Source organism: Spiroplasma sabaudiense Ar-1343 (assembly GCF_000565215.1).
Lineage (GTDB): Bacteria > Bacillota_I > Bacilli_A > Mycoplasmatales > Mycoplasmataceae > Spiroplasma_B > Spiroplasma_B sabaudiense.
Genome location: NZ_CP006934.1, coordinates 18,784 through 41,412 on the forward strand (window position 1 = coordinate 18,784; position 22,629 = coordinate 41,412).

Annotated in this window: 26 protein-coding genes; all 26 read left to right on the plus strand. The window is 31.6% G+C overall.

Annotated features, from left to right (window positions below; genetic code table 4):
* The first annotated feature begins 34 nt into the window (after positions 1 to 34).
* The 26 genes from SSABA_RS00080 (at position 35) to SSABA_RS00200 (ending at position 22,511) form a co-directional block, all read left to right on the plus strand.
* Positions 35 to 343, plus strand: coding sequence for a DUF1904 family protein (locus SSABA_RS00080; protein WP_025250569.1), 309 nt, complete (start codon positions 35 to 37; stop codon positions 341 to 343).
* The gene (gene dusB / locus SSABA_RS00085; protein WP_025250570.1) at positions 343 to 1,311 is read left to right on the plus strand and encodes a tRNA dihydrouridine synthase DusB; all 969 of its coding nucleotides are present in this window, start codon (positions 343 to 345) and stop codon (positions 1,309 to 1,311) included. Before SSABA_RS00080 ends, dusB begins: the two co-directional genes overlap by 1 nt.
* Positions 1,312 to 1,321: 10 nt before the next feature.
* On the plus strand, positions 1,322 to 2,830 hold the full coding sequence (gene lysS / locus SSABA_RS00090; protein WP_025250571.1) for a lysine--tRNA ligase: 1,509 nt from the start codon (positions 1,322 to 1,324) through the stop codon (positions 2,828 to 2,830).
* A 2-nt stretch (positions 2,831 to 2,832) separates the two neighbouring features.
* Positions 2,833 to 3,837 (plus strand): class-II aminoacyl-tRNA synthetase family protein, encoded by a 1,005-nt coding sequence (locus tag SSABA_RS00095; protein WP_025250572.1) that lies wholly within the window; start codon positions 2,833 to 2,835, stop codon positions 3,835 to 3,837.
* A 27-nt stretch (positions 3,838 to 3,864) separates the two neighbouring features.
* A complete protein-coding gene (locus SSABA_RS00100) occupies positions 3,865 to 4,500 on the plus strand; it encodes an IspD/TarI family cytidylyltransferase (protein ID WP_025250573.1) in 636 nt (211 codons plus the stop codon).
* Positions 4,501 to 4,595: 95 nt separating this feature from the next.
* Entirely contained in the window at positions 4,596 to 5,057 is a 462-nt protein-coding gene (rpsF, locus tag SSABA_RS00105; RefSeq protein WP_025250574.1) for a 30S ribosomal protein S6, read from the plus strand.
* 15 nt (positions 5,058 to 5,072) lie between these two features.
* Positions 5,073 to 5,543, plus strand: coding sequence for a single-stranded DNA-binding protein (locus SSABA_RS00110; RefSeq protein ID WP_025250575.1), 471 nt, complete (start codon positions 5,073 to 5,075; stop codon positions 5,541 to 5,543).
* Positions 5,544 to 5,557: 14 nt separating this feature from the next.
* Positions 5,558 to 5,782 (plus strand): 30S ribosomal protein S18, encoded by a 225-nt coding sequence (gene rpsR, locus SSABA_RS00115; RefSeq protein ID WP_038673587.1) that lies wholly within the window; start codon positions 5,558 to 5,560, stop codon positions 5,780 to 5,782.
* Between the two features lie 266 nt (positions 5,783 to 6,048).
* The gene (gene mgtA, locus SSABA_RS00120) at positions 6,049 to 8,736 is read left to right on the plus strand and encodes a magnesium-translocating P-type ATPase (protein WP_201766850.1); all 2,688 of its coding nucleotides are present in this window, start codon (positions 6,049 to 6,051) and stop codon (positions 8,734 to 8,736) included.
* 59 nt (positions 8,737 to 8,795) lie between these two features.
* Positions 8,796 to 9,242, plus strand: coding sequence for a 50S ribosomal protein L9 (gene rplI, locus SSABA_RS00125; protein WP_025250578.1), 447 nt, complete (start codon positions 8,796 to 8,798; stop codon positions 9,240 to 9,242).
* Positions 9,242 to 10,576 (plus strand): replicative DNA helicase, encoded by a 1,335-nt coding sequence (dnaB, locus tag SSABA_RS00130; protein WP_025250579.1) that lies wholly within the window; start codon positions 9,242 to 9,244, stop codon positions 10,574 to 10,576. The genes rplI and dnaB overlap by 1 nt, the downstream gene beginning before the upstream one ends.
* A gap of 45 nt (positions 10,577 to 10,621) precedes the next feature.
* The gene (locus tag SSABA_RS00135) at positions 10,622 to 11,707 is read left to right on the plus strand and encodes a lipoprotein (RefSeq protein WP_025250580.1); all 1,086 of its coding nucleotides are present in this window, start codon (positions 10,622 to 10,624) and stop codon (positions 11,705 to 11,707) included.
* Positions 11,708 to 11,788: 81 nt separating this feature from the next.
* Positions 11,789 to 13,375 (plus strand): hypothetical protein, encoded by a 1,587-nt coding sequence (locus tag SSABA_RS04880; RefSeq protein WP_051464657.1) that lies wholly within the window; start codon positions 11,789 to 11,791, stop codon positions 13,373 to 13,375.
* A gap of 33 nt (positions 13,376 to 13,408) precedes the next feature.
* Positions 13,409 to 14,086, plus strand: a complete 678-nt coding sequence (locus SSABA_RS00145; RefSeq protein WP_025250582.1) for a uracil-DNA glycosylase — start codon at positions 13,409 to 13,411, stop codon at positions 14,084 to 14,086.
* Between the two features lie 19 nt (positions 14,087 to 14,105).
* Positions 14,106 to 15,014, plus strand: a complete 909-nt coding sequence (locus SSABA_RS00150) for a hypothetical protein (RefSeq protein WP_025250583.1) — start codon at positions 14,106 to 14,108, stop codon at positions 15,012 to 15,014.
* A 23-nt stretch (positions 15,015 to 15,037) separates the two neighbouring features.
* A complete protein-coding gene (cysS, locus tag SSABA_RS00155) occupies positions 15,038 to 16,369 on the plus strand; it encodes a cysteine--tRNA ligase (RefSeq protein ID WP_025250584.1) in 1,332 nt (443 codons plus the stop codon).
* Positions 16,370 to 16,378: 9 nt separating this feature from the next.
* Entirely contained in the window at positions 16,379 to 17,107 is a 729-nt protein-coding gene (gene rlmB, locus SSABA_RS00160) for a 23S rRNA (guanosine(2251)-2'-O)-methyltransferase RlmB (protein WP_025250585.1), read from the plus strand.
* Positions 17,108 to 17,124: 17 nt separating this feature from the next.
* The gene (locus SSABA_RS00165; protein WP_025250586.1) at positions 17,125 to 17,811 is read left to right on the plus strand and encodes a sigma-70 family RNA polymerase sigma factor; all 687 of its coding nucleotides are present in this window, start codon (positions 17,125 to 17,127) and stop codon (positions 17,809 to 17,811) included.
* Positions 17,812 to 17,855: 44 nt separating this feature from the next.
* Positions 17,856 to 18,014, plus strand: a complete 159-nt coding sequence (gene rpmG / locus SSABA_RS05055; RefSeq protein WP_084655713.1) for a 50S ribosomal protein L33 — start codon at positions 17,856 to 17,858, stop codon at positions 18,012 to 18,014.
* Between the two features lie 14 nt (positions 18,015 to 18,028).
* Positions 18,029 to 18,451, plus strand: coding sequence for a preprotein translocase subunit SecE (secE, locus tag SSABA_RS04885; protein ID WP_025250587.1), 423 nt, complete (start codon positions 18,029 to 18,031; stop codon positions 18,449 to 18,451).
* 15 nt (positions 18,452 to 18,466) lie between these two features.
* Positions 18,467 to 19,087 (plus strand): transcription termination/antitermination protein NusG, encoded by a 621-nt coding sequence (gene nusG / locus SSABA_RS00175; protein WP_025250588.1) that lies wholly within the window; start codon positions 18,467 to 18,469, stop codon positions 19,085 to 19,087.
* An 11-nt stretch (positions 19,088 to 19,098) separates the two neighbouring features.
* The gene (locus SSABA_RS00180) at positions 19,099 to 19,605 is read left to right on the plus strand and encodes a peptidylprolyl isomerase (protein ID WP_025250589.1); all 507 of its coding nucleotides are present in this window, start codon (positions 19,099 to 19,101) and stop codon (positions 19,603 to 19,605) included.
* Positions 19,606 to 19,722: 117 nt separating this feature from the next.
* Positions 19,723 to 20,151, plus strand: a complete 429-nt coding sequence (gene rplK / locus SSABA_RS00185; protein ID WP_025250590.1) for a 50S ribosomal protein L11 — start codon at positions 19,723 to 19,725, stop codon at positions 20,149 to 20,151.
* Between the two features lie 9 nt (positions 20,152 to 20,160).
* Positions 20,161 to 20,847 carry a 50S ribosomal protein L1 gene (gene rplA / locus SSABA_RS00190; protein ID WP_025250591.1) on the plus strand — a complete coding sequence of 229 codons (687 nt, stop codon included), beginning with the start codon at positions 20,161 to 20,163 and terminating at the stop codon, positions 20,845 to 20,847.
* An 82-nt stretch (positions 20,848 to 20,929) separates the two neighbouring features.
* The gene (locus SSABA_RS00195; protein ID WP_025250592.1) at positions 20,930 to 21,643 is read left to right on the plus strand and encodes an ATP-binding cassette domain-containing protein; all 714 of its coding nucleotides are present in this window, start codon (positions 20,930 to 20,932) and stop codon (positions 21,641 to 21,643) included.
* Positions 21,633 to 22,511, plus strand: a complete 879-nt coding sequence (locus SSABA_RS00200) for an ABC transporter permease (protein ID WP_025250593.1) — start codon at positions 21,633 to 21,635, stop codon at positions 22,509 to 22,511. Before SSABA_RS00195 ends, SSABA_RS00200 begins: the two co-directional genes overlap by 11 nt.
* Positions 22,512 to 22,629: the final 118 nt, after the last annotated feature.

Genomic DNA, 22,629 nt, shown 5'->3' on the forward strand with positions numbered 1-22,629 from the left:
AAGTATATAATAATGAAAAGAATGGAGAATTTAAATGCCAATATTTAATTTTTATGGAACAAACGAAGAAGTTGTAAAAAAATTTGCAGCTAAATCGTCAGAATTAGCATTGAACTTAAATGCCCCAGAACAAGCTTTTTCTTTTTGAAATATAACATCAATCTCGACAAACACAAATCTTGTTAAAATTGAGATAAAGTGAAAAAAACGCGAAGAAGCAATGAAGGCATGGGTCTCTGATTTATTGCAAAACTTTTTCACACAAATAGATTCTAAAAAAGAAACTGTTGTAATTTTTTCAGAAATCGATGATAACTACTACAAGTCTGGTAAAAAATCTTAATGAAAATTGGTGATATTGAGATTAATGGACTTGCCGTTCTAGGACCGATGGCTGGAACAACGAATGCCGCATTTAGAATAATTTGTAAAGAAAATGGAGCAAATTTAGTATTTGCTGAAATGGTTAGTTCTGAAGGCTTGGTTCATGGCAATAAAAAATCTTTTGAGATGATTAAGGTTGAAGAAATTGAACACCCAATCACATTACAGATTTTTGGCTTCGATTTAAAGTCATTTGTCAAAGCTGCTCAAATGGTAAATAAGGAATCAAATTGCGATATTATTGATATAAATATGGGATGTCCAGCACCAAAAGTTGCTGTAAAAAGTCAGGCTGGAGCAAACCTTCTCAAATATCCAGAGAAAATTTATGAAATTGTAAAAGAAGTTGTTAAAGTCGTCAACAAACCCGTCACTGTCAAATTGCGAATTGGGTGAGATGAAAGTTGTAAAAACGTTGTTGAAATCGCCAAATTGTGTGAAGCTGCAGGCGCTAGTGCCCTTACCATCCACGGGCGAACAAGAGCACAATTTTTTACCGGTAAGGCAGACTGAAGTTACATAAAAATGGTAAAAGATGCCGTTAAGATTCCGATTATTGGTAACGGAGACGTCGTTGATGGTCCTAGTGCTTTGAAAATGCTAAAGGAAACAAATTGTGACGCAGTTATGGTTGCTCGCGCAGCCCAAGGAAATCCATGAATTTTTAAACAAATTAATCACTTTTTAGAAACACGTGAAGAACTTGGACCACCAACATTTGAGGAATGAAAAAATGTTGTAATAAGACACACTAAACTTCTAATTGAAATGAAGGGTGAAGATTTAGGGGTCAGAGAAATGCGTAAGCAAATTTTATGATACCTTGCGGTTCTCCCTAAAAATGATAAAATAATGGAAATGAAAAAGATTTGTGTTAAAGTTGAAACTTTAAATGATATTTTGGCATTAATAAATCTTTACGAATAAAGGAGATTATATGAAAGATAAATTTGAAAGAGCCTTTACAGAACAAGAACAAGTTCGCAGAGAAAAATATAAAAAACTAGCTCATGAAAATCGCGACCCATTTAAGGTAACTAAGTTTTCCCGAACAACAACCATTCAAGAAGCTATTGAAAAATTTAGCAGTTTTACAAAAGAAGATTTATTAAATTTAAAACAAGAAAATCTAAAAATTGCAGGAAGAATTCGTTTGTTTAGAGAAGCTGGTAAAAAAGCAATCTTTGCAAATATTCAAGACCAAGAAAGCAATATTCAAATTTATGCACGTCAAGACGAGTTGGGTGATTCAGAATTTGAATATTTTCGTGACCTTGATTTAGGAGACATTATTGGTCTAGAAGGAACTTTAATGAAAACAGATCATGGAGAATTAACACTAAGAGTTAAGAAATACACACTTCTGTCAAAAAGTTTACGACCATTACCAGATAAACATTCAGGAATTGCTGACATCGAAGAAAAGTACCGCCGTCGCTATGTTGATTTGATAATGAATCCAGAAACAAAGAAAACTTTTCAAGCAAGAACAAAAATAATTAGAAAAATTCAAGATATTCTAGATAATAAAGGTTACATGGAGGTCGAAACCCCGATTTTACATACCATAAACGGAGGGGCTGCTGCAAAACCATTTATTACCCACTACAACGCTTTGGACAGGGAGTTCTATTTACGGATTGCCACTGAGCTTCATTTAAAAAGGTTAATTGTTGGTGGCTTTGAGGGAGTTTATGAAATCGGACGTATTTTTAGAAATGAAGGAATGGACACAAGACATAATCCAGAATTTACTTCAATAGAACTTTATGTGGCGTATGAAGACATGGATTTTTTAATGGATTTAACAGAAAACATTTTTAAAGAATGTTCGTTGTTGATTCAAGAAAAAACAAATATTGAATATGGTGGTCATAAACTAGAACTTGGTAAAAAGTGGAAACGCTGACACATGGTTGATGCAATAAAAGAAATTACAGGTATTGATTTTTGAAAACAAATGACCTATGCTGAAGCCACAAAAATAGCTAAACAGAAAGGCATTCAAGTTGAAAAACACCATCTCTCTGTTGGCCACATAATTAACTTATTTTTCGAAGAATTTGTTGAGGATAAAATTATTGAACCAACATTTATTTATGGTCATCCAAAAGAAATTTCGCCATTATCAAAAACAAATAATCAGGATTCAAGATTTACAGATCGTTTCGAGTTATTCATAATCGGTCGTGAGTATGCAAACGCTTTTGCAGAGTTAAACAACCCAATTGACCAATATGAGCGATTTGTAGACCAAATTAAAGAAGCTGACGCTGGAAACGATGAAGCAACAGGAATGGACATTGACTTTATTGAGGCTCTGGAATATGGGTTTCCACCAACTGCTGGAATCGGAATTGGCATTGATCGCCTTGTCATGTTGCTAACAAACTCAGAGTCTATAAAAGATGTTCTATTATTTCCTCAAATGAAACCGAGAAGCTAAGAATGAAGTATGGCATAAGTTTAGGTTATAGTTCAAAACTAGATAAGTTGGAAACAATTAAGGGAATAAGTGAAATTAAAAAAAAGTTAAAGACAAAATTAATTGAAAAAAATCTTTTACTAGAAATTAATCCAGCAATTGTTACAAATAAATCACTTTGACTAAATGATGACTTTCAAGGAACTCAAAGAGCAATTGATTTTGACATTTTGGAGCAAAGTTTTTATGGTGAGTTATTACAATCTAACAATAAGTACCGTAGATATTTGTTAATGAAAAACGATTTGAAAAATGTCGGTGATGGTTTTATTTCAGATTTTTCTTGTGTTAAAAGGGATGTAAAAACAAGTAACACTATTTCGAATGTTTACGATGAGATTGGTTTTGAAATAGTTGTAAATAACTACGATTCATCTAATTTAAATGAATTTGTTGTTGGACTTTATAGTCAAATACTTATGATAAGTGATGAAATTAAGGAATTATATCCAAAACTTCAAAGAGTGCAATTATCAAATGAACTAACTTTCATTAGTTTTACAAAATTAAAAAGCTTATACCCATTTCTCTCTTTTAGAGAACGACTGAATCGTTTTGGAAGAGAGAATGGTAGTTTTGCATTAACAAATTTTGTAAAAAAATTATTTAACTCAAAAGAATTAAATAATTTTTCTGAAGATGTTTTTGACTTTAATTCCTATATAAAGTTGTATGCCTATAATTCGATAACAGAAACATCGATTTCAATCGCTTACATTGGTTATTCAGTAGATCGAGAAATCCTTCAAGAGCAAAACCGGCTTTTAAAAGAAAATTTCAAAACTAAAACTGGGTTTAATCACTTAGTAACAACAGAAAAACTACCACTAACTTTAACAGGGGGAATATTCCTGTCAAAACTCACGATGCTAATTTTAGAAAAAAATCACATCGCGGAAGTACAATCATCAATTTGACCAAAAGAATTCGAGATTTTTTGTCAAAAAAACAATATAAATATTTTTTAGTTTATAAAGTTCGAAGGGTGGTAAAAAATGACTTCAGTAATTATAGTAGCATCGGGCAATAGCGACCGCTTTGGAAAAGAAGACAAGTTACTTTCTAAAATTGGTAATGATGCAGTAATTCAAAAAACTTGCCAATTATTTTTACAAGAAAATGAAATTGAAAAAATCATTGTTGTTTGTAAATTTGAGATTGAAAAACATATTCGTGAGGTATTTAAAAATAATGAAAAAATCGTTTTCACTAATGGAGGCTGCACTAGATCTGACTCAGTTAAAAAGGGATTAAAAATTTGTAAAACCCCGAAAGTTCTAATCCATGATGGAGCAAGACCATTTGCTTCACAAAGACTTTTAAATAAAATCTTGCAAGAAACAAAACGAAATGATGCTGTGGTTCCTTGAATTCCAGTGACAAATACATTAAAAAAAATTAATCCCCAAATTCAGACTCTAAATCGTGAGGATTTTATTCAAACTCAAACTCCTCAAGGGTTCTCAACTAAAATTATTAAACTAGCATACAAAAAATCTGACAGAGATGATTTCTTTGATGACTGCGAGGCTGTTGAAAATTTAAAATTAAAAGTGAGAATAAAATTAGTTGAAGGAGAAATAAGTAACAAAAAAATCACCTTTATTGAAGATTTATCCCCAAACACTTAATTTTTATCAAAAAATAATATATAATTTTTAAGCGAGTTAATAAAAAATTAACTCCTTGCCTTTTAGTAGGCCGTAGACCATAAGGAGAATAAAACATGGTAAGAAAATATGAAATCATGTATATCCTTGACCAAGACACAACAGAGGTAAAAGATATACAGTCTAAATTGCATGCAATTCTAGAAACTAACGGGGGAAAAATTATTGAATCTTCTGACTGGGGGCTAAAAAACTTTGCTTACGAAATCAATCGTAAAGAAAAAGGATACTACACAGTTTTGATTACTGAAACTTCTTCAGAAAATATCAATGAATTTCAACGTATTGCAAAAATCGATAAGAATGTAGTTCGAGTAATGGTTATAAACACTGAATCTGAAAAAAGATACGAACAAACAACAAAATTATCAAAAACAGATATGACAAAATATAAAGAAGAGAAACGTGCTCCAAAGCCATTTGAAAAACGCTTTAATCGTGAAGGTTATAAAGGGCCCAACACAACACCAACAAGTTCTGAGCAAAAAGTAGAAAAAATCGAAAAAGAAGTAGAATAAGCGAGGCATGAAATAATGAATCAAGTTCAATTGATCGGTCGTATTACCAAAGATTTAGAATTAAGAAACTCTTCGGCAGGAAAATCTTTTGTTGCTTTTACTTTAGCGGTTAGTTCATATAGTTCAGGGAAGGAATTCACAAACTTTATTCCTTGCTTCGCTTGAGAACGAAGTGCTGAAAATATGGCAAAATATTTATCAAAGGGTAGCTTAATTGCGGTTGAAGGTTCTATAAGTGCTAGAAGTGAAAACAAAGACGGTGTTTATCAAAACATTGTAACTGTAACTGCTCAAAGAGTTGAATTTCTAGAATCACGTAATTCGAATCAAAGCAGAGATTTTGAACCAGTTCAAGATTTTAACCCACAGCCAAATTCAAATTTTGATTTAGATGTTGTTAATAATTTCTCTGCAAACGAGAATAAGGAAACACCAGTGAAACAATCATTTTCAAATGATGATGATGATTCAATTTTATGAGATTAAAGGAAAAAGAAAAAATGAAAAAATTTAATGTAAGAAGAAAAAAAGTAAACTTTTTTGCAAAAAATGAAATAAACTATATTGACTATAAAGATGTTGAGTTGCTAAAGAAATTCATTTCAGGTAATGGCCAAATTTTACCAAAACGTGTAACAGGAACTTCACCAAAGCATCAAAGAATGCTATCAACAGCGATTAAACGCGCAAGAATAATGGGACTACTTCCTTTCGTAGTTCAATAGTTTCAAAACCCAACCACCTGGTTGGGTTTTATTTTTGATTGCTACTTTAAAAGGAAAAACGATATTTTGCCAATTAATAATTGAATTTGAGCAATATATAGTATAATGAAAAAGGTGAAAAGAGGTGGTTATATGAGTCCGTTATCCAGTTTTAATGACGATGTACCGATATTTAATAATAATAATGATAAATATAACCACTCTACTTTTAAAAAGTAATTTTAATTGTGGTTGTATGTTATCAATAGATGATAAGGAGGCATACAATGCACAAAATTTCAAAAGTTAATAAAACAAATAAAATTGTTTATAAAAATGATGCTTTACTAGAAAATTATGCCAATTTAGATCAAGATCAAATATTGAAAGAATTTAATGTTTCGGGATTTGGTCTAAGCCGTAAAGAAGTTGAAGAAAAGACAGCAGCATTTGGTAAAAATACATTAAAAAAAATTCGTTACAACTTCGCTTTAGAATTTTTTAAAAACTATTTTGGACCATTTAATTTAATTTTAATGGCAATCACTGCTTATAATTTTACAGAATATTTTACAGCAGCAGATTCTGATATTTTTTCCCTGGTAGGGGCTTTAATAGTATTAACAATGATTCTTTTAAGCGGGACAATTGGATATGTTCAGTCAATAAAATCATTTTATATTTCTAAACGACTAAGTTCGATAGTAACTAATACGGCAACAGTTATTAGATCCAATGAAGAACGAGAAACAGTTATCAACAAGAATAACTATTTAAAATTAGTAAAAAAAAGCCGCGAAATTAACATTGTTGATTTGGTTCCGGGGGATTTGATTTATTTGTCAAGTGGGGATATGATTCCCGCAGATGTTAGAATTTTATGAAGCAAAGACATGTTTGTTAATCAATCGTCTTTAACTGGTGAATCAATGCCAGTTGAAAAAAATGCTAAAAACAAAGGAGAAACCTTATTAGAATTTAATAACATTTGTCTATCTGGGACTAGTGTTGTTTCAGGAGCGGCCCTAGCGGTTGTTGTTTTCACTGGGACTCAAACTTATTTTTCAGCCATTCAAACAATTGTTCGTGCTAAAAAACCTTTAAATAGTTTTGAAAAGGGAATAAGAAAAGTAACTGCAATGTTAATGTGTTTTATGATAGTAATGGTTCCAATTGTTTTTGCTCTATATGGATCAACTAAGAGTGACTGATCTGGAGCTTTAATTCTAGCATTTTCTGTTGCTGTGGGATTGACCCCAGAACTTTTGCCAGTAATTGTAACAGCAAATTTATCAAGAGGTGCCAATAAGTTAAGTAAAGAAAAAGTAGTTATAAAAAATTTGGGTTCAATTCAAAATTTGGGCGCAATTGATATTCTTTGTACTGATAAAACCGGAACCTTAACAAATGATAAAATCGAATTAACAAAAGTTCACACTCTGGACAATAAAGAAAGTGACGAAGTGTTAAAGTTGTTGTATCTTAATAGTTATTTTCAAACCGGTTTAAAAAACCCAATGGATAATGCTGTCTTAGATTATATTATGGAAGGTAATAAAATTTCTATTCAAGATAAATACCAAAAATATGATGAAATTCCATTCGATTTTAATAGACGTAAACTAACCATTGTTGTCAACGATAACGAAGGTAATAAAACAATTATTTGTAAGGGAGCGGTTGAAGAATTAATTAAAACTTGCACAAAGGTTTATTATAAAAATGAAATCATTGATTTAGATGAAGATTTAAGAAGACAAATTTTATCAACTGCTAGTCGAATGAATAAAGAAGGCTTGCGTTGCTTGGGTGTGGCTTATCGTGAAGAGACTGACGCAACAAAGGAAAGCTATACAGAAAAAGACGAACACGATTTAATTTTTAAAGGATTTGCAAGTTTTTTAGATGCTCCAAAACCTTCAGCTTCGAAAATGATAAAGTTATTAAAAGATAACGGTGTTGATTTAAAAATACTAACTGGTGACAACGAGGAAATAACAAAAACCATTTGTAAACGAGTGGGGTTAAAAATTCGCGGAGTCCTATCAGGAACTGATATTGAAAAAATGACTGAATTACAATTAAAAGCGGCTGTTGAACGTACAAATGTTTTTGTAAAATTAAACCCATTACAAAAAGTTAAAGTAATTGAAGTTTTAAAAAGCAATGATCATATTGTTGGTTTCATGGGAGATGGGATTAACGATGCTCCAGTTTTAAGACAAAGCGATGTTGCAATTTCGGTTCATAACGCAACAGATATTGCCAAAGAGGCGAGTGATATAATTCTTCTAGAAAAATCACTTTTAGTTCTAGAAAAAGCTATCATTCAGGGAAGAACTATTTTTGGTAACATATTAAAATATATCAAAATAACCGCATCTTCTAATTTTGGAAATGCACTAAGTTTATCAATTTCAGCGGCAGCATTACCATTTTTTGCAATGCAACCGGTGCAATTGCTATTTCAAAACTTATTATATGACTTTTCACAATTTGCAGTTGCATTCGATAAAGTAGATAAGAAATTTTTAATGACGCCCCAAAGGTGAAGTGCCAAGGATATGGTACCCTTCATTTTGATAAATGGACCAGTAAGTAGTATTTTCGATTTAGCAACATTTGCTATTTTAGGATTTGGTTATCAATACTTCGATGCTGATAAAGTCAAAATGTTTAATGCTGGTTGGTTTATGGTCGGATTAACCACCCAATCACTTGTTGTTCAAGTAATGAGAACTGAAAAAATACCATTCCTTCACTCAAAAGCTTCGTGACAACTCAATGTTATGACAATTTTCACATGTGTAGCCGCGGTGGCAATTCCTTACTTGCCATATATTAATACTGGCTTGGGAATGGAACGCCCAGCATTTACATTTATACCGGTTGCAATTGCGCTTGTAGGAATGTATTTGGTTTTAGGTCAACTTGTTAAAGTTGGATATATTAAAGTATTTAAAAAATGATTATAAAAAAATTACCAGATGATTCTGGTTTTTTTGTTTATAATTAAAAGTAATGGAGGTTTTGTATGCAAGTTATTTTATTACAAGATGTTAAAAATTATGGCAAAAAAGATCAAGTAGTCGAAGTTTCAGATGGCTATGCAATGAACTACTTACTACCAAAAAAATTAGCAGTAAAAGCGAGTCAAGAATCAATAAACTTATTAAAAAGCAAAATTAAAAAAGAGGACATTAACAAAAAAGCCGATATTGAAAAAACCCAAAAATTGAAAGAAGCTATTGAAGCAATTACTTTAAATTTTAAATTAGCACAAAAGGATGGAAAATCTTTTGGTTCAGTATCTCAAGCGCAAATTGAAGAAAAAATGTTAAAAGAATACCAAATAAAAATTGATAAACGCAAACTTTTAAAACATGAAAACCTAAATCAAATTGGATTATTTTACATTAAGTTAAAATTGGATTTCAATATTGAAGCAACTATTAATGTTAAAATAGAAAGTAAAGAATAATGAATCAAACAAGTAATGCTAGAAATCTCATAATTGAAGATGCTGAAAGAATGGTTTTGGCTACCGCAATTCACTCAGCAAAAGCAAGTTTTGAGGTTATGAGTCGGTTGAAAGCAGACGACTTTTCTTTACAATCTCATCAAATGATTTACGATGTTTTAATGCGTCAACAAATTGAAGGTTCAGAAACTTCAGTCACAAAAATAGCCCATGAATTGTTAAAAGAGAAAAAATTGGATCGTGTTGGGGGTATTGAATATTTAACACAAATTTCTGGATATTTTTATACAGACGAGGGTATAGAAGAGTTCATTGACATTGTTTTTAAAAATAGCATCGGGAGGCAATTAGATTTTGCTTTAAATTATATCAAAGACTTAAGAAATCAAGAAATCCCGGTTGAGGATATTTTCTCTGAAGCCCAGAGTAGAATTTTAGATATTAAAACCGATAGCAATCATGATGACATTGTTCCAATTTCTAAGACAATTCAAGAGGTTGTTGAAAAAATTCATTTGCTTGAACAACAAGGAGATGTTTTAACTGGAGTGACAACCGGGTTTGATAAACTCGATAAAATTACAAATGGGTTGCAAGCAGGAGATTTCATTATTTTAGCTGCGCGACCTTCAATGGGAAAAACCGCACTGGCATTAAACTTGGCTTATAACGCTGCTCAAAACCATCACGGGGTTGCATTCTTTTCGCTGGAAATGCCCAAAGAACAACTTGTCCAGAGAATTCTAGGGAGTACAACCAAAATTGAATCTTCAAAAATTAGATCGGGAACGGGTTTAACAAATGAATCTTGAAAAGCCATTACCGCAGCAGCAGATAAAATTAAAAAAATGAATATTGTAATTGATGATTCTCCGGGAATTAACATTTTACAAATTCAGGCTAAACTCCGTAAAATGAAAAGAGATCATAATATCAGTATTTGTGTGATTGACTACTTACAACTTATTTCAACAATCGGGAATGGTGATAATCGACAAAATGAGATTGCAACAATTTCGCGACAACTAAAAAAAATTGCTCGTGAAGTCGGTGTTCCAATTGTGTGTTTATCACAGCTATCGCGTTCGGTAGAAAAACGAGAAGACCGCACCCCAATAATGTCGGACTTACGTGATTCTGGTGCCATTGAACAAGATGCTGATGTTATTATGTTTTTGTACCGTGAAGCTTATTATGAAAAAAAATCAGGCTATGATGAAGTCTTAGACAATACCGAAGAAACTGATTTAATTATTTCAAAACACCGTAACGGAGCAACAGGGATTGTTAAGTTAAACTTCCATAAAAGTTATGGTAAATTTACTGATATTTAAACAACAAAAGAGTGTATAATTTTATAGAAAAAAGAGGAAAAAGTGATGAAAAAATTATTAGCAATATTGGGAGCCTTTTCTTTGGCAGTTAGCACTACAATGAGCGTTGTTTCTTGTGCGATACCACAATCAACAATAACTATAAATGTTGGGAGTAATGGGGACAAAGATACTTTAAAAAGTTTTAATGGTGGACTAATGGCTTTAAACGTGTTGGCTTCAGAAATTATGAATGTTTTAAACTTTAAAAAAGAAATGTACCCAGATGTAAAAAAATATGAGGAACAGAAAAAATTACGAACAACAAAAGAAAATAAATTATATTCTTTTGAAGAACTAATAAATAGCAATAGTGAAATTATTACCGGAAAAGATGCCGAAGAATTTAAAGACGAATACCAACAACCATATAATAGTAGTTTTACAGATGTTCACTTTGAACCAACAACCGGTGTTGAAGCGTTTCAATCTATTGATTTAGCAATGATGCAAATTAGAAATCCTGAAAAAGATCTTGATGGAGCATCACCTAAATTTATAAGACTAAAAGAAGCAAAGGATAAGGAGTCATTGCCAAATTTTGATAAATTTGAACCTTATAAAGCAAAAATTTTAAGATCTGAAGATTTAACAGAGGGGATAAAAATCTCTAATGATAAATTAACAACAATTCCTGAAAAGTCAACACTTACTAAAAAAGTAGGATTAGATGAAAATGGTAAAATTGATTTCGATTTAAAAGATATTAGTCAAGAAACCGATTTAGCACCTTACATAAGAGAGGTAGAAGTCAAGGGAAAAGATGGCAATATAAAACAAAATATTGTCACCCCCGAGGTTTCTTTAAGTTTTAAAGTCGATGACTTTATCTTTCAAACTTATTTCGTTTCTAATGAAAAAAAATTTAAAATTTCAATGACAATATCAGGTTTGAGAGGAATTCTATCGCTTATGGCAGCGTCCCCAACACAAGCAGATGTTGAAAATGAAAAAATTGACAAAAACTACTTTTGATTCCTAAGAAGATATCAGTTTAATAATGAGAAAGTAACTTCGACAGGCTCACTAGAAACAATGCAAGGAACTTTTGATGATTTAAAAATCGATCAAATAAACATTGAGAAAATATAAACCTTAATAGCTAACCCTGTTTTAAAAGCGGGGTTTTTTTGATATAATTATATTGATTTTTAAAGAAACGGGGGGTTACTTATGCGAAAACTTCAAATTAGACAATTTAATAATTTATTTCAGGTTTATGATGTAACCGCTGGAAAAGTAATTGCGCTTTTCCCCTCTGAAACTTCAGCTCGAAATTTTATAATAAATGAAATTGAAGATCAAAATTTAGCTTTAAATCAAGGGCCTTCAGGAATTGGTGGAATGCCTCCGATGGGTCATAACTTCATGCCACCACCAATGATGCCAGTTTACCCACCAATGCAACCGGTTCAAAATGATCCCAATGGTTCAATAAATATGATTTCTGGATTGGGCAATATGATGAACACAATGATTTCTGGATTTGGGTCATTAATGTCAACAATGTCAACAATTTCAAAAAACTCAAATGATCGATATATTATTGAGCCTCGTCACTATGAAGATCGCTACCCTCGTTACCGTGAAGACTTTTATGAGCCACGCGATCGTTTTGATAATCAATATCGCAGATCAGCAGAAATGGACTACTATAATTATCCTCGTGAGGAATATCGTCCAAGAAGAGAACAATATAAAAATGGAGCTCCAAATGATAATAAATTTGAAGATTCAAGATATAGAAATCAAGAATTCAATAATTGACAACACAATGATTCATTACCCCAACAAGATCCAATCGTTAACCAAAACAAAGTAAATAACCCAGGGCCACAAAACCCATTCCATTACGACCAAAACCAAGCAAACTATGAGCAAGTTGATCCAACAAGCAATACTCTTGATATGAATCGCTATGATGAAGAATATGCAACCAATTATGAAAATACAAGTTATGAAAATACTAGTTATTTTGATGACAGTCAACAAAATAATTATTTTCAACATAATGACCCAATAAATCCAAGTGCAGAAAAAGCCCGCTTAAGAAACAAATACCACAATAATAAAAATAGTTACGTTCAAGATGACGTCTATAAAATTTCAGAAAATACATTAAATAATGATACTGAATTTAATGACTATACTTCAACATTCAATTTTGATATTAATAAATTTACTTCAACAGAGGGAGCCTTTATTAAGAAAAATGGTAAAAAAGCAAAGTTAGCAAATATAAGCGATAAAAGCCTTGGGGAAACTAGTGCCTATGAAAATCTTGAATCATTGAGCGCAGCCACAATGCGAGCAATCACAAATGAAGATCTAATTAAAGTTGATTACACAAAAACTATTGAAAATGACGCTTTTGGTCGAAATCTTAAAAAAGCACTTTCAACACCAATCATTATTGAGCCAACAATTGAAATTGGAAGCACAATTGAAAATGTAAATGGGGCTTTAGAGTACGAGCTTTCAAGAAACATTCAAAAAAACGAAGCTTTAGAAAATAATGAAACAGTCGACAACACCCAAATGTTAGTTCCAAACGATCTGTTAGCTCACCAAGATACAGTTTTAGACTTGGGCCCAGAAGAAGAAACTCAAGATATTGATCCAGAACCAGAAGACGCTGATTCAAGTGATGATGAAAAAGAACTTGATGATAAAGCCTTGGCCAAAAAAACCAAAAAAGACCAAGCAGCAGCAGAAAAAGCAGAAAAAAAACGTTTGAAATTAGAAAAAAAATGAAAATAATCCAAAGATTATTTTTTTTATTTGGAGGTTAAAATGAATATAATATTCCAAGACGATTGAAAACCGTTTTTCGAAAGTCAATCTGAGAAAACTTATTTTAAAAATCTATTAAATTTCCTTGAAAGCGAATATAAATCTAAGACAATTTTTCCTCCAGAAGAAAAATTGTTTAGAATTTTTCAATTAATCAAACCATCGCAAATAAAGGTTATTATTATCGGACAAGATCCCTATCATGGTTTAAATCAAGCAAACGGTATTGCCTTTAGTTGCGAAAATAATAATAAAATACCCCCAAGCCTAAGAAATATTTTTAAGGAGCTACTCAATGACCTAAAAATTGACCATTTTGATAATCTGGATTTGAGTGATTGAGTCGAACAAGGGGTTTTTTTGATAAATTCGGTTATGAGTGTTGAAGCGGGTAAGCCCGCAAGCCATAAAAATCAAGGTTGAGAGGAATTTACAATCAATGTTTTAGAATTTATAAATGAAATAAACAAAAACTTAATTTACTGTTTATGAGGAAATTTTGCAAAAAGAATATATAATAAAGTAAGATATAAAAATACGAAGAAGGTTGAAATTATTTCGTCTGGGCACCCTTCTCCCTTCAGTTATCATCTTTATCAAGGAAGCAGGCCGTTTAGCAAAATTAATGACCTACTAGTTAAGAGCCATAAAAAGCCAATAAAATGAGGTAACAATTAAACAGGAAAGGTGTGAATTTATGGCAAATATCAGCGAATGATTATTGACTGGAAATAACCTAGCAATTGCAACATCGATTGCCCTGGCAATTATCGCCTCGATATATATTGTCTATAATGTTTTATCTTTTTATATTTTAAAGGAAAGATATCACGGAATTAGGTTTACTACAAAAAATATTGCATACATAACAATGTTTACTGCTGTAAGTGTTAGTGTCACTGTTGTAATATCTTTAACAATTCCAGTAACGGTTTTCCCACCAATTCGAATTGCGATTGAGGGGGTAATGGTAAAAATTGTTGGTTTGATTTTTGGGCCAATTGTAGGACTAATTGTAGGACTAGTTACCGAAATTTTGGTAATGTTAATGGTCCCATCATTTATTCACCCCGCTTTTATAATAGTAATTTGCGCTTATGGACTTATTTCTGGAATTGGTCTTAGCTTTAAAAGAATGTCAGAAAAAAATAACTGAGTCATCATGATGCTAATTACAATTTTTTTGGTTTTACTTTTAATCTTCTTTATCGCCATAATTACTTTATATAATAAACCAATTCCTCTTTTTGGAGCAAGTTTAAGTACTTTTGGATTTAACATATTGTTTGGTTTGGGAATCGGAATCACCTTGGTTGGAATATGGGCGTTCTATCTTTATTTAGTTTTTAAGAAAAAGAATAAAATGTTGAATCAGATTCTCCCAATTATTTTAATAGCAATAGCTTGTGAATATATTTCAACAACTGTAATCTCTGCTTGGGGAGATAGTGGATTCTTAATTTTGGATAAATCCCCTGAATCAGGAGGATATATCCTGAGTGTAATCTTGAGATTGGTACAAGCACCGCTAAAGATTGTTATTAACACAGGAATCCTTTACTTTACCTTTGTTGCGGTCTCACCACTTATTAAAAACGATCGCTAATAAATATAAATGGAGGCAAGATAATGAAACTTTCAAACTCTCTACACGAAAACAATTTAACTTCTTTTGATAATGATAGGGTAAAAATATATTGCTGCGGGCCAACTGTTTATGATAACATTCACATTGGTAATGCACGACCCCTGGTTTTAGGCGATGTTCTTGTTCGTTTTTTTGAGTTCATTGGAATCAAAGTCGATTATTTACAAAATATTACAGATATTGACGATAAAATAATTGCAAAAGCTAATGATTTAAAAATTTCAGAGACCCAAGTAGCTGAAAAATATATTAATGACTACCTTGAGGATTTGAGCAATCTAAACATTAAAAAGCCCAATAAAATAATCCCAATAAGCACAAAAATGGACGTCATAATAGATTTTATTAATAAATTGATTACCAAAGAAGTTGCATATGAATCTAAAGGTGACGTGTATTTTGACATAAATAGCACGAATAGTTATGGGGAGCTATCAAACAAACGAATTGAAGAATTAATTTCTGGTTCTAGGGTTGAGGTTAACCCTAATAAAAGAAACGCAAGTGATTTTGCTCTTTGAAAAAAAACAAAAAATGGTAAAAATTGAGTTTCTAATTGAAGTTCGGGTCGCCCGGGTTGGCACACAGAGTGTGTAGCATTAATTGACAACTATTTTCAATCACAAGTTGATATTCATATTGGAGGAATTGATTTAAAATTTCCACATCATGAAAACGAAAGAATCCAATATTTAGCAGCAACCAAAAAGGAACTATCTAAAATTTGATTGCACAATGGCCACGTTAGTTTTAATTCACAAAAGATGTCAAAATCTTTAGGAAATACATTAATGGTTAAGGATTTTATAAAAGATCATGGGGCTAATGTTTTGAGATACTTGCTCTTAACAACAAATTACCGCCAACCAATAAATTTAACCGATGATCTAATTAATCAATCAAGAATTGCAATTCAAAAAATTTCAGCACTATTTAAAAAAATAAGTTTGAAAATCGCTTTAAATGAAGTAACAAAGAACAATGACCGACCAGTAGATGAAGATTTTAATTTAAAAAATTATATTTCACAGTTTAAAGATTTAATGCAAGACGACCTTAACACCCCTCGAGTTATTACTTTAATTGAGCAAATGATAAAAGATATTAATAAACAAATTGATCAAAAAAAGCTCAATAACTTGTTAGATGAGCTACTAGAAATTCTTGTGGTTTTAGGATTCAATTTTGAATTTCCAAAATATGATCAACCCACATTGCAACTAATAAGAGAATGAGATGGTTATGTAAAAAGCAAAAATTTCACCAAAGCCGATGAGCTAAGAGAAGTTTTAATTAAGAAAGATGTTTTATAGGGGGATAAAGTGCAAAAGAATTATATTTATGGCAAAAATGCCACCATTGAATTTATCGCTAATTTTCCCGAAAAAGTTATTACGGTTTTTACAACTTTAGTAGATTTGAAAAGCAAATTTCAAAACCACCCTTTTCTAACCAAGATTGTTAATAAAGATGATTTGGATAAGTTGCTTGGAGAAAAAAACTTAACTCACCAAGGAATCGTTTTAGAGTACAAACAATTTAATTACACCCCCTTTAAAGATTTGACTACAAAAAATTTGGATAACAAAAATGCTTTTTATATAATTCTTGACCAAATTCACGACCCCTATAATTTTGGGGCAATAATCAGATCTGCTGTGTTAATGGGGGTCGACGCTATCATAACCCTTGACCATAATCAAGTAGAAATCACCCCAACAGTAATCAAAGCTTCTGGGGGAACCGCATTTCATATTGATGTCTGCCGGGTTGCTAATCTAGGTAATATTATAAAATTACTAAAAGAAGAAGGATTTTGAATTTATTCTTCTAACTTAAATGAGGATTCGCAAAACTTTTTCAACGTAGAATTCAATACTAAAACCACGCTCATTTTAGGAAACGAAAGCAAGGGTGTTGGAGACAAAATCACTAAGATGAGTGATATAAACATTCATATTCCTACATTAAAAGTAATAGATTCTTTAAATGTCTCTGTTGCGGCAGGAATTTTTATGTTTGATATTGCAAGAAAATTGCAAAAAATATAATTGTCTATTTAGTTTAAATGGTTAATGAAGAACTTATTAATAAGCTTATTAAAGACCATGACGTTATTAAAGAGTTAATTTCAGCATTAAAAATTCAAAGAGATTTAATTGTTAATGAACAGTTATTTATAATAGATTTACAAATCCAAGAAGAGGAAACAAATTTAGAAATAATTAAAGAGAAAATTTTTAAAGAATTAAAAATTCAAGCCAAAATGTTTTCCCGAAAAGCCTTGTTAAAATTTAGAAATATTCCTCTCGAAATTGATGACTTGGTTACGGAAAGTTGACTGGCTCTTTGTGAGGCTTTAAGAAAATTTGATTCAAAAATTAGCAAAAGGGGATTTATTAAATATTATCTTGAAATGGTTTATTGACGATCAATGGATTACATTAGAAAATTTTTAACAAATCGCCATAAAACAATTAACCTCGCCCTAACCAAACCAATTAAAACCTGAGATAGTGATAATGATTTTGCACTAGTTGATATGAGCGCAGATGACCCCTGAAAGTTTAGAGAAGTTGTAAACTGCATTCAAGAATATATCGATGCTGCAAATGAGCAAGACAGAAAAACCCTAAAAGGTTTCTTAGAGGGTGACTCAATTGAAAATATGGCCGATGAAATGGTCTGTTCTCCAAGAACGATGAAGCGACGATTAAAAACGGTTTTACATAATTTAAAAAGCAAACTTGCTTAAAATCTATATTTATATATAATATTTAGAGATTGAAGGTATTTGTTTTGGGAAGTAATAAAAGAAAAATTATCTTAGTTTGTGAGAACTGTTTATCAAGAAACTACTCACTGACCAAGAGTGTACTTACACAAAAAGAACGCTTGGAAATTAAAAAATTTTGTAATTTGTGTAATACCCATACCCTTCATAAAGAAACTAGATAGGACAGTGATTTTTAATGGCAAAAGATAAAAAAGATAAAACTGAAGAAAATTTGGAACTAGAAGAAAATTTAAAATCAGATAAATTGCAGAAAAAAGAAGAAAAAGCCCTAGCTAAACTAAATGCCAAAAGGGAACGTGAAGAACTATATAAAGCCTTAAACGCTCCAAATGAACTTGACTCGAATCCAACAAATATTGCCAAAAAGGCAAAAATGAAAAAAATAAAAAAAGAGAAAGATAATTCAGATTGAAGATTAGGGCTGAAGGAATTTCCAGTAAAGATGGTAAAGGAAGTAAATAAAATTCGCTGAACATCTGGTAACACACTAGGTAAGAAATTTTTATATACGCTTATATTTGTATTTATATTTGCCTTATTTTTTTTCACAGTCGATTTAGGACTTCAAAAATTGTTTGAGTCAATCTATATTATTTAAGAAAGAGGAATTAAAATGACAGAAAATTTAGAGTTACTTGAGGATGAGTTGAGCCTCTATAAGGGACAATGGTTTGTTATTAATTGTAACAGTGGCCATGAGGAAAGAGTTAAATCAGATCTCTTACAAAAAATCGAAACAAACTCGCTGCAAAACTTAATTTTTGATATTAGAATTTCAAAAACCCCAGCACCAAGTAAAAATGGTAAAATTCTTGAAAAAAATAAGTTTCCTGGATACATTTTTATAAACATGGAAATGACTGATGCTGCATGATTTACGGTTCGAAACACTCCTGGAGTTACTGGATTTATTGGGTCTTCTGGAAAGGGTGCAAAACCGCTACCTCTTACAAATATGGAAGTTGCGAAAATGTTAAACCCCGAAGATGAGGAATCAAAAAAAACAACAACAAGTGCAAATGGCCAAATTAAAAAAGAGAAGAAAATACATGTCGCTTCATTTAAATTAAAAGATATAGTTTTAATAAAAGAAGGTCCATTTAACGGCCGCGAGGGACAAGTTGTTGAAATGGATCCTGATAAGGGTGTGGCAATTGTTAACATCGAAATGTTTGGTCGCCATACACCAACAGAAGTATCATATGAAAATGCTGAACTTGCATACAAGTTATAAAAGGTTTAAATATGAAAAATATTGATATAAAAATAATACTTAAAGATGGAAGAGAAATGGAAGCAACCCTTTTTCCTGAAAAGGCCCCAGAATCAGTTAGCCGATTTCTTGAATTAGTAAAACAAAAATTTTACAATGAGGTCATTTTTCACCGTGTAATTGAAAACTTTATGATTCAAACCGGAGGTTTTGACGAGAATTTTCAAGAAAAAAATTTCGAGAAAGCAATAAATGGCGAGTTTTTGGCAAACGGATTTGAAGGAAACGATTTAAAGCACAATCTAGGAACATTATCGATGGCAAGAACATCAGATCCAAATAGTGCGACTTCGCAATTTTTTATAGTAACCAAAGCTTCAAACTTTTTAGACGGAAATTATGCTGCGTTTGGCAAGTTGAAAAACCGCGAAAGCGAAGCAGTCGCAATTGAAATATCTCGAGCACCAACCACTTCAAAAAATTTTCATGATGATGTTCCAATAGAACCGATTGTCATTAAAGAGATAATAATAGTTTAAAAAAATTGAAAAATCAGCTAAGTTTATGATAATATAAATATGGCTGATTTTTATTGTGGAAGAATGACAAATGTCATTCGTTTGGACCACAGCGAGAAACATAAGGAGGTGTTGCCCGTGGCTAAAAAAGTTACACGTATAGCAAAATTAGAATTTATGGCAATGCAAGCAAAACCAGGAGCAGAATTAGCTTCTCTTGGAATAAACATGCCTCAATTCACCCAACAATTTAATGACGCTACTAAGGACCGCGCAGGAGATGTAGTTCCTGTTGTGATTACCGCATATGATGATAAATCTTTTGATTTTATTCTAAAAACTACACCAGCAGCAATTTTATTAAAAAAAGCTGCAAAATTGCAAAAGGGAGCAAAACTTTCTGGAACTGAAACTGTTGCAACAATTTCGGCAGATGAAGTTAGAAAAATTGCCGAATATAAAATGGTTGACTTAACTGCAAACTCAATTGAGGCTGCAATGAAAACAATCGAAGGAACAGCAAGACAAATGGGTATAAAAGTAGAAGGAATGCCTGAAAAGGCCTAGGTTAGAAAAATGGCTAAATTTGGTAAAAAATATAATGCTGTTGTTTCTAAAGTAGATAAAAATACTGCTTACCCAATTGCTGAAGCTGCAAAGTTGGCAAAAGAAACTTCAACAACAAAGTTTGATTCAACAGTTGAGGTAGCATTTAATTTAAATGTTGATCCTCGTCACGCCGATCAACAAATTAGAGGAGCGATAGTGTTGCCAGCTGGAACAGGTAAAACTCAAAAAGTTTTAGTTCTAACTAACACGAAAGTTAAAGAAGCTGAAGAAGCTGGTGCTGATTTTATTGGTGGTGTTGATTTAATTCAAAAAATTCAAAAGGAAAACTGATTTGATTTTGATGTAATTATCGCAACCCCAGAAATGATGGCAGAATTAGGTAAAATCGGAAAAATTCTTGGTCCAAAAGGATTAATGCCAAACCCTAAAACCGGAACTGTAACAGTTGATGTTAAAAAAGCTTTGGACGATGTTAAAAAAGGTAAAATTGAGTACAGAACTGATAAAGAAGGAAATGTGCATGCAATTTTAGGAAAGTCTTCATTTAAAGAAGAGCAACTGATATTAAACTTTGGTGCAATTTTAGATGCAATTAAAAAAGGAAAGCCAAACGCAGTTAAAGGTGCCTATATTAAAAATATAGTAATCTCAACAACAATGGGTCCTGGAATTAAAGTTGCAATCGAAAATTAATAAATAAAAATTGAAAACCCTTTGTTTAAAAAAACACCGATTAACGGTGTTTTTTTAAACAAAATAAATCGAAAGGAGCAGTATGGAAACATTAATTACAATAAAAAATCTAGAAAAAAAATTTGGAAAGAAAAAAGTTTTAAAAGATCTTAATTTGCAAATTAACCAGGGTGAGAGAGTTGCCATCTTAGGGTCTAATGGTTGTGGTAAAACAACCTTGGTTGAAATGATAGCTCAGACCTCTATCCCAACTTCAGGAACAATAGAGTTAAATATTCAAGGAGATATCAAAAAAGAAATTGGTATTCAATTTCAACAAGGTGAGTGACCGGTTGGAATTTGTGCAAATGACATGTTGAAGTTCTACCGATCTGTTTATCCAAAGTTTACTCAATCTTGAGAAGAAGAGCTAAACAAAGTTTTTGATATTGAAGAATTTAAAAATCGAGGATTACGAAAACTATCAGGAGGTCAAAAGCAAAGATTTAATGCAATGATTTCGATGATGAACGACCCAGCATTGGTTATTTTAGATGAATTAACAACTGGATTAGATATGCAGTTACAGTTTTCAATAATATCTTTTTTTAAGAAAAAAATGGAAGAAGATAAAAAAACATTGCTACTAGTTTCCCACAGTCCAGAAGAAGTGGAATTATTGTGTACAAGGATGATAATCATAAATGATGGAAAAGTAGCTTTTGATCGTAAAATTTCTGAGGCATTAAAAGAATTTAAGAGTGTCAGAAACATAATGAATAAACATTTTGAAGGGAGTTTGAAATATGACAATTAATTTAAAAAAAAGTGACTTTAGTTTTAAAAACAATTTAGCGGTTTTTGCAAATATTTTCGGCTTAGTTAGAAAATCATTTTTTCGAAACCCTCGAGGGCCACTATTTATGTTTGTTGTTCCAATATTTTTTATGATTATGTTTTTTGCAGTAATTGGGAACAACGCTAGTGGGGGAATGGCTCTATATGCTTATATGTTGTTACCATCAATGACAATACTAACATCTCTTGCGCCCGCGATTGTTGAATGAAAAAACTCAGTGTTTTTAAAAAGAATTGATACAACAGGAGTTAAAAAAGGAGTTTTCATAGCGGCTTTATGAGTTTTTTATCTTTTGGTTTCAATTGTTGCTCTTGTTATAATGCTTACAACAGGGTTACTAGTTAGCTTAATAATAACCCCACCACTAGGTAGAGATCCAGAGCTGCAAACATTTGTCAAAACAATGAGTATGGTAAATTGGGGAGCATTTATCGGTTCATCAATCTTGGTATCATTAACTTCAATCGGCTTGGCAACACTTCTTGGCGGGTTATTTAATTCCGATGGAGCACTACAAGGGGTTGTAATGATGATTTACTTCTTTTCAATATTTTTTTCAGGAATAATGCTTCCCCCAGAAGTAATAGAATCTTCAAAAGGAATGATAATTTTTACATATTTTATTCCCCATAAATATAGTGTTTTTTTATTCTTATTTGCAACTCAAGGAGCAATTGCTCAGGGTTGAGATTCTTCTTTTAATAATCATATTGGAATTGGTCGTGATTTTACAGCAACTTGGCAACCGGTTCTAGGGGCTTTATTAATAATTACCGCACTTTTCTTAATAACAGCTTTCACATTTAAATGAACAGCCAAAAAATAGTTTTGCAAAAAAAATATTCTCGTTTAGACAATGGGAATATTTTTTTTGCAAATAAATAAATAAATCAGTTTTTCTCTTGACTTTGCTATTTATATAACATAAAATTGTTATTGCGTAG